This window comes from Actinotalea ferrariae CF5-4 (assembly GCF_000603945.1).
Taxonomy (GTDB): Bacteria; Actinomycetota; Actinomycetes; order Actinomycetales; family Cellulomonadaceae; genus Actinotalea; species Actinotalea ferrariae.
On sequence record NZ_AXCW01000134.1, the window covers coordinates 1 to 8447 of the forward strand.

At 76.7% G+C, this 8447-nt stretch carries 6 protein-coding genes; 2 read left to right on the top strand and 4 right to left on the bottom strand.

Going from position 1 to position 8447, the window contains the following annotated elements:
- The 4 genes from N866_RS12060 to N866_RS19940 form a co-directional block, all read right to left on the bottom strand.
- Positions 1-750: lamin tail domain-containing protein (locus N866_RS12060; RefSeq protein ID WP_034226671.1), on the bottom strand; the 750-nt coding region annotated here is incomplete at its 3' end.
- Positions 751-951: 201 nt separating this feature from the next.
- Positions 952-2106: a cytochrome P450 gene (locus N866_RS12065; RefSeq protein ID WP_245612576.1), complete on the bottom strand. Its 1155-nt coding sequence runs from the start codon at positions 2104-2106 to the stop codon at positions 952-954.
- Positions 2107-2168: 62 nt separating this feature from the next.
- Positions 2169-2861, bottom strand: a complete 693-nt coding sequence (locus N866_RS12070; protein WP_052022977.1) for a TetR/AcrR family transcriptional regulator — start codon at positions 2859-2861, stop codon at positions 2169-2171.
- A gap of 49 nt (positions 2862-2910) precedes the next feature.
- Positions 2911-5043 (bottom strand): sensor domain-containing diguanylate cyclase, encoded by a 2133-nt coding sequence (locus N866_RS19940; protein ID WP_155855336.1) that lies wholly within the window; start codon positions 5041-5043, stop codon positions 2911-2913.
- A gap of 178 nt (positions 5044-5221) precedes the next feature.
- Here N866_RS19940 and N866_RS12080 point away from each other — a divergent pair, with 178 nt between their 5' ends.
- Both N866_RS12080 and N866_RS12085 read left to right on the top strand, forming a co-directional pair.
- Positions 5222-7102: an SdrD B-like domain-containing protein gene (locus tag N866_RS12080; protein WP_034226673.1), complete on the top strand. Its 1881-nt coding sequence runs from the start codon at positions 5222-5224 to the stop codon at positions 7100-7102.
- Positions 7103-7393: 291 nt separating this feature from the next.
- Positions 7394-8447, top strand: a 1054-nt coding sequence (locus tag N866_RS12085) for an MMPL family transporter (RefSeq protein WP_034226675.1), incomplete at its 3' end; no start/stop codon positions are given.

Consider the following 8447-nt stretch of genomic DNA (forward strand, 5'->3'; position numbering starts at 1 on the left):
CGGGTCCGGGTCCGGCGTGGGCTCCGGGTCGGGGGTCGGGTCCGGGTCGGGGGTCGGCTCCGGGTCAGGGGTGGGACCGGGGTCGCTGGGCGGGACGAGCGCCGAGGCCTCGACCGCCCCGGGCGTGGCGGCAGCCGGTCCCCGAACGAGCCGGGCAGCGGCGCCGTCGGCGAGGGCGAAGTGGGCGGTGCCGTCCACGGCGACGGACCCGGCGGGGTAGAACGACCACCCGATCGCGGTGCCGTCGGCCGCCACGACACGGATACCGCGGTCGCCGGAGTTGGCCATGCCCGCCTGACCCGAGATGCGGACCACGGGGTAGTCGGTCGTCGGCGCGCCCGCGGCCCAGTGCTCCCGGAAGTCCGCCTCCGTCCGCGCGAAGCTGTCCACGGTCGAGGTCCGGTAGGACAGCCACAGGACGACGGCCCCGCCGGCCGGGACGACGGTGCCCTCCGGCACGACGAGCCCGACGTCGCGCGTGCGGTCGTCCGAGTCCACGTAGGTGTAGGCGAGCGTGACGCCCTCGGCGGTCAGGTCGACGTCCGTCGAGCCGGCGTTCGCGAGCTCGACGTACTCGTAGTCGTCGTAGGACGCCGAGTCCGGCGCGATCTCGGTGACGACGAGGCGCGGCTGCTCGACGGCCTGAGCCGTCGGCGCGAGCGCGACGGGGACGAGGCCCCCGAGGAGGACGGCGGCGGCGGTGAGCAGGCTCGTCGCGGAGCGGCGGCGGGTGCGGGCTGGGCGTGACATCGGCGAGGGCTCCCGGAGGGCGAGGGGGTGACTCCTCGACCTCATCGCGGTCGGGCGACGGGCCGGTGAACGGCGGCGCAGCCCGGGATGAACCGGGCCGCAACACTCCCGGCCGCGGACGCCCGCGCCCCCGCCCGACCGGACCGGAGGATCAGCCGTCCGCCGGGCCGGTCCCCGGGACCCGCCCGGCAGGCCTCCCGGTCAGCGCAGGACGACCGGCGCGACGGCGAAGCCACCCGCCGGGGGCAGCTCGCGCTGCCGAGGCCGGTCCGGGTCGGGCTCGACCGCGGTCGTCGCCGCGAGGACCTCCCGCACGAGCAGGCGGAGCTCCAGCGTGGCCAGCGGACGCCCGGGGCAGACGTGCGACCCGGTCCCCCACACCAGGTTGGCGGGCGCGTTGCGCTCCGGGTCCAGGACGTCCGGGTCGCCGAACGCCGCGGGGTCGCGGTTCGCCGCCGTCCAGCTCAGGACCACCCGGGCGCCTGCGGGGACCTGCGTCCCGGCGACGGTGACCGGCCGCGTGGTGACCCGCCGGCTGCCGATGAACGGGTCGTCGATCCGCAGGATCTCGTCGAGCACCGCGTCGAGCTCCCGGTCGGGCATGCCGTCGCGCACGCGGGCCTGCAGGTCCGGGTCGTCGGCCAGGTGCGTGAGGACCACGCCCGCGGCCAGCGCCATCGAGGTGAGGTCGCCGCCCGTCCAGTTGCGCAGGACGGAGACGATCTCCTCGTCCGTGAGCGGACGCCCGTCCACGTGGTCCCGCACCAGCTCGGTCGTGACGTCGTCCGGGGCGTCCGCACCGGCCGCCCGCCGCGCGTCGGTGAGCGAGCGGACCAGCGCCGTGAAGCGGGCGGCCACCTCCCCCGTGCGGGCCGGGTCGCCGGAGCGCGTCGCCGCGCGGTGGTCGGCCATCCACCGCAGCAGACCTTCCTCCAGGTCCGCCGGCCAGCCGAGCCAGGCGCACTGCGCCCGGACGGCGAACACGGCGCCGACCTCGACCGCGTCCACCTGGCCGGGCACCGTGAGACCGGCGACGAGGTCCGTGGCCACCCGCCGGACCACCGGCTCGACCGCCGCCATCCGCCCCGGCGTGAAGTACCGCTCCACGACCGTCCGGAAGGCCGCGTGGGCAGGGCCGTCGAGCCCGTTCGGCACCTGGAGGTGCCGCGAGACGGCGTTCGAGAACGACTCCGGGTCCAGCGCCGCCTGCACGACGGCGGCGTGGGTGGACAGCGTCCACACGCCGTCGGACCCGTGCGCGACGGGGCAGCCCGACCGGGCGCCGTCGCCGGCCGCGCCCTCGCCCGGCGTGCCGGTCGTCCGCAGGTCGGTGAGGTCGGTCGACAGGTGGGTCACCCCGCCATCCTCCCTGGGTCCCGGCGACGACGCCGACGGTGCCGCCGTGGGAAATCGCGGGCTCAGGGGTCGAGGGGCTCCGTCAGGCGCGTGAGGAGCAGCGGCAGCGACCGCATCACCGTCGCGCGGGCGGCGCCGCTGCGGTCCTCCGCGTCGGAGAGGATCGCGTCCCGCAGGGCGGCGTCGTGCTGCTCCACGACGAGGCGCGTGAGGTCCGCCGGGTCCATCACGAAGCGCAGCCCGAGGGACCGGACGGTCACGTCCAGGAGCGCCGCCAGCTCGCGCTGGACCGCCTCGGTGCTCGCCAGGAACCGCGGGGCGACCTCGGGGTCGCGCATCGCGAGCAGCTCGAACTCCGCATGGACCAGGTGCCACAGCCGGTCGTCGGGCAGGGAGTCGAAGATCTCCGCCACCAGCCGGGTCACGACCTCCGGGTCGAGCCGGTCGCCCTCGAGGGCCTCCCCCGGCAGCAGCCGCTCGAAGGTCGTCCGCAGGTGGTCCAGCCGGGCCCGCCACTCCCGCTCCGCGAGGGCGAAGAACAGCTCCGTCTTGCTCTCGAAGTTCGAGTAGAAGGCCCCACGGGTGAACCCGGCCGCCTCGGCGATCGCCTCGATGGGCGTCGCGTGGACCCCCTGGGCGGCGAACAGCTCGTACGCCGCGTCCATGAGCCGCTCCCGCGTGCGCTGGCGACGGGCCGAGTCGACGCGGGGTGCCACCTCGGTGGCTGCCGGTGCGGCGCCCGTCGCGTGCTGCATCTGACCAGCGTATCCGGGGGGACGCGGGGCCGGGCGGCCGGGCGGCCCCTCAGCGCAGCACCCTCCGCCCGCGCCGGACCGTCCGGGCGTCGTCGTCGGCGAAGAGGTCCACGCCCACCTCCACGAGGACGGCGCGGTCCTCCGCACGGGTGACGCCGTCCGCGCGGACCGTGGCGCCGCGGCGGTGCGCCATCTCCACGAGGGCGCGCAGCACGGGCACCGCGTCCGCGTCGTCGGCGCAGCCGACGGCCAGGTGCGGGTCGATCGCCACCACGTCGGCCGGGACGTGGCGCAGCCGGTCCGCCTCGCCGCCCGAGCCGCCCACCTGCCCCACGGCCAGGCGCGCCCCGCGCTCGCGCAGCCGGCCCAGCCGGCGCTGGACCGCCTCCCCGGACCCGCCGCGGTGCTGGACCTCGAGCACCACCCCGTCCAGCCGCTCCGGGAGGAGGTCCCAGAACCGGTCCGAGGCCAGCGAGGACGTCCCGACGCGGACGTGCAGGTCGGTCCCGGGCGGGCGGTCCGGGAGCGCGAGCGCGGAGCGCAGGACCGCCGCCTCGAGCAGGTCCCCCACGCCCTCCCGGTGCGCCGCCGCGACCACCGACGCCGGATCCAGGTCGTGCGGGAAGCCGGCGACGACCTGCCAGGCCGCGACGTCGCCGCGGGCGTCCCGGACCGTGCGGACCTCCGCCCGCACGCCGCGCAGCGCCGTGGGGACGTCGTCGTCCGTGGGGTCGGCGCCGGCGACGACGACCCGGTCCCGGCCGGATCGCTTCGCGTCGTAGAGCGCGACGTCGGCGGCGAGCACCACCTCGACCGGCTCCGTGTCCGGCACCCACCCGGCGACCCCGGCGCTGAACGTCTGGCCGTGCGGGGTGACGTGCCGCAGCCGCTCGACGACCGTCGCCGCCTCGGCCGGCTCCAGGCCCGGGAGCAGGACCGCGAACTCCTCCCCGCCGTAGCGGGCGAGCAGCCCGGCGTCCCCCAGCTCGGCGACCCAGGCCGCGACCGCGTCCCGGAGCAGGCGGTCACCCCCGGGATGGCCGTAGTGGTCGTTGTAGGCCTTGAACCGGTCGAGGTCGATGATCGCGACCGAGAGCGGCCGGCCCTCGTCCCGCGCCCGGGCGCAGGCCCGGGACAGCTCGTGGTCCCAGGTCCGCCGGTTCGGCGCACCCGTCAGCTCGTCGCGGCGGGCGAGCGCGGCGAGCTGCACGGCCTGGCGCCCCACCCGCTCGAGGAGGCCACCCAGCCGGACGAGCACGAGCACCGTGAGCAGCGCGTTCCCCAGGGCCAGCAGCAGCCACGGGATCGGACGCCCCAGCAGACCGACGGCCGCCAGCGTCCCGGCGGGCATGAGCGCGCCGAGGACCAGGAGCAGGAGGCGCCACGGGGCGGGGACCACCTCGACCGACGGCGGCGCCGAGGCCAGGTCCGGCGCCGAGGGGTGGAGGACGGCGACCGACAGCAGGACGTGCCCCGCCAGCCACAGGACGTTGAGGAGGGGCCAGGAGCCGTCCGGCTCGTCGACGAGGAGCGCGCTCCACGCCGCGTCGCCGACCAGCGTCGCGGTGAGGCCCGCGACGAGCAGCACCGAGGACAGCGACCGGAGGCGCCTGGTGAGCACGAACCGGGCCACCATCGCCAGGACCAGGAGGTCGCCGAGCGGGTAGGCACCGCGGACGACGGTGACGAGGAGCCCCGCGTCGTCGTCGGTGACCAGCGGCGCGAGGACGAACGTGATCGCCGGGATCGCGACACCCACCGTGAGGATCGCCGCGTCGAGCAGGGCGGTGAGGTCGTGCGCGCGGCCGCCGGCCCGGACGAACGCGTTGACGCCCAGGACGAGGACGACGTAGCCCACGAGGTACAGGAGGTCGGACAGCCCCAGGCCGAGCGAGACCCCCAGCTCGTCGACCTCGTACCCGCCGACGACGTCGCCCAGCAGCCAGGTGGCGTGCCCCGCGAGCAGGGCCGTCCAGCCCCGGCGGGCGCGCGCGGGGCGCTCCCGGAGGGCGAGGGCGCCGAGGCCGAGCGCCCCCAGCGCGGCCGCCCCGTAGACCGCCGCCTGGACGTCCGGGGCCACGGGCGCCACCTGGACGACCGTCCCGACCGCGAGCAGGGCGAGGACGACCCCGATCCGGACCATGCCGTTCATCATCGGCCCGCGGGGTCGTGCAGCCGTCACGCACGCTGCTCCGAGCGAGCGACAGCGCAGCGGTTTCACCCGCGAGAGGGGTGGCAGCACCCCCCGGAATCCTCACCGGGACGGGCACGCTCACCGCCGACCCCTTGTCGACCGAGGGCGACCACCCAGGGGGGGGGTGGACGTCGCCGTCGGGAACCCGTCCTCCCCAGGAGCCCCCGTGATCGTCGCGCCCCGGCGCCGGCGTCGGCTCAGCGCAGCGCTGACCACCGCCGTCCTGCTCGCCCTCGCACCGCTGACCCCGCTCGGCGCCGCCTCCGCCGTACCCGGCGACCCCGTGGCGTCCTACGTGTGCCACGACACCGGCAGCGCCTACACCAAGGAGACGACGGCGCTCACCGGCCACCAGAACGGCCACCGCCGCGACGTCATCCCGCCGAGCGCGACCTTCGCCGGCCAGAACTGGACGGCGACCGGTCAGGCCATCTGGGAGAGCGGCTGCGTCGGGGGCGACCCCACCGTGTTCGACGGGCCGACGGTGGACAAGGTGACGATCTGCCACCGGACGCACGCCGTGACCAACCCGTACCGCCGGATCACCGTGTCGGCGAGCGCCGTCGACGGCGCCGGTGGGAACGACCACACGAGCCACAGCGGGCCGGTCTTCGACCCCGCACGGGACTACGCGCCGACCGAGAAGATCTGGGGCGACATCGTCCCCGACGCCGCGGCCGGCGGCGTCGACCCGGGCCTGAACTGGACGACCGGCTCGGCCATCTGGTCCGGGACGACCCTGACCCGTGCGGGCAGGGCCGTCTGCGGCGCCATGACGGTCCAGCGCTTCGCCCAGGTCGAGCTCGGCGCGGGCATCCTCCCGGCCGCGGTCGTCGCCGACCTCCTCGAGCAGGGCGCCGAGGGCGACAGCACCGACCCGCAGGAGCTGGCCGGCATCGTGCAGGCGGTGGAGGCCGCGATGGAGCTCGCCCCCGCGGCGACCACCGACCCCGCGACCGGCGTGACGCCCGGCGGGGCGACCCTGCCCGGCACCGTGACGTTCCCGCTGCCCGCCGAGGACGAGCAGGGCACGTGGTGGTTCGCGTGGGGCACCGACGAGACCCTCGCGGGTGCGGCCACGACCACCCCCGTGCCGCTCACCGGCACGGGCGAGGCCTTCCCCGTCTCCGTCCCGCTGACAGGGCTCACCGGCGGGACCCGCTACTGGTTCCGCACCGTCGGCACCGTCGGCGGGACGACCGTCCGCGGTGAGATCCGCTCGTTCGTCACGCCGACGACGACGCCCGACCCGACGCCCGACCCGACGCCGGATCCCACCCCGGACCCGACGCCGGACCCCACGCCCCGGCCGCTCCTCGCCGCCCTGCGCGGCGTGGCCTGGTTCGACCTGGACCGGGACGGCCGGCAGGACGCGGAGGACCCCCTGCTGCGCGGCGTCCCGCTCGAGGTCGAGCAGGTCGAGCTCGCAGCGATCGGCTTCGGCCGGACCGCCGCGGCCGCGCCGCAGGCCCGGTCCGTCCTGACGCTGCTCACCGACACGGCCGGCCGCTACGGCGTGACCGACCTCGAGCCCGGGCCGTGGCGCATGACCATGCAGCGGCCCGCCGGCCTGGACCCCACCGGCGACACCGACGGCGGCACGGACCACACCGTCGGCGTGGTGCTCGTGGCCGGTGAGGTGGGCCGGGCCGACGCCGGGTTCGCCGGGAGCGCGCGGCTGAGCCTGACCGTGACGGACCCTGCCGGGGCGCCGTTCACCGGGCCGGTCGCCCTGCGCTGGGAGAACGCGGGCGTCTCGTTCACCACCACGCTGCGGGCCGTCGGTGGCGTGCTCGACCTGCCGAACGTCGGGGTCGGCACGGTGACCGTGGAGTCGGTCGGCGGCGTCGCGACGAGCACCGTCGTCCGGGTCACCGACGCCACGGGCACGACGAGCGCGACGGTCCGGCTCCCCGCGTCGCGTCCCGTCCCCGGCGCGGCGCTGGCGGCCACGGGCGCCTCGGTGGTCCTCGCGCTCGGGCTCGCCGCGGCGTTCGCCGCGGTCGGCACGGCGCTCCTCGTCGGACGTCGCCGCCTGACGCGCTGACACCCGGCGCCCGGGCCTGCGCGCCCGGAAACCCACCGGCGCCCGGCCACGGGCGCCCGGACCTCCTGATGCCCGCCACGCGGGCATCAGGACCCACGGCGCGGTGACGCGGGGCTACGGCCCGTGTCACCGCGCCGTCGTCGTCCCGGGAGACCCCGCTGTGCCGCACCTGTGAGGGAGGAGCCCCAGCACACCGCCGCCGCTTGGTGGATCACGACCGATCGCATACATTGCTGCATCGGATACGTCCTTGTATCCGGTTGAAGCGTCGATCAGTCGCAGGAGCTGCCCGTGTCCTCCGCGCTCTACACCCTCGGCCGCTGGGCCGCCCGCTCGCGACGCCTCGTCGTCCTGGGCTGGGTGGGTGCCCTCGTCCTGCTCGGGGGCACGGTCGGGCTCGTCCAGCAGGGCCTGGACAACTCCGTGTCGATCCCGGGGACCGAGTCCCAGGCGGCCCTCGACCGGCTGGCCGCGACCTTCCCGCAGATCAGCGGGGCGTCCGCCCAGGTCGTCGTCGTCGCGCCCGACGGGACGACGGTCGACGACCCGGCCGTGCAGGACCCGGTCGAGGACGCGGTCGCCGCGTTCGCGGCCGTCGACGGCGTCGCCGCGGCGGTCTCGCCCTTCGACGAGACCCTCGCCGCGGGCGCGGTCGCCGAGGACCGGGCGGCGGCCCTCGTCTCGGTGCAGCTCGACGAGGGCTCCAGCAGCGTGCCCGACGCCACGAAGGAGGAGCTCGCCGCTGTCACCGCGGACCTGCGCGCCGCGCTCCCCGACGGCGCCGTGGCCTCGCTCGGCGGCGAGCTGTTCAGCGCGGAGTTCCCCGAGCCGCACCTGGCCGAGCTCGTCGGCGTCGGCGTGGCGATGATCGTGCTCCTCCTGACGCTCGGCTCGTTCGTCGGGGCGGGCATGCCGCTGGCCAACGCCCTCGTCGGCGTCGGCGTCTCGCTCCTGCTCGTGCTCGGCGCGACCGCGTTCGCGCCCATCACCTCGACCACCCCGATGCTCGCCCTCATGCTCGGCCTCGCCGTCGGCATCGACTACGCGCTGTTCATCGTCGCGCGGCACCAGGACCAGCTCCGGCAGGGGCTGGACATCGACGAGTCGATCGGCCGCGCCACGGCGACCGCGGGGTCCGCCGTCGTCTTCGCCGGCCTCACCGTGATGATCGCGCTGCTCGGGCTCGGCGTCGCGGGCATCCCGTTCCTCACGACGATGGGCGTCGCCGCCGCGGTCGCCGTCGGCATGGCCGTCCTCGTCTCCCTCACGCTCGTCCCCGCGATGCTGGGCGCCGCCGGGGAGCGGCTGCGCGGGGGCCGGCGCGGCGGTGCGCGCCGGCGCGGTC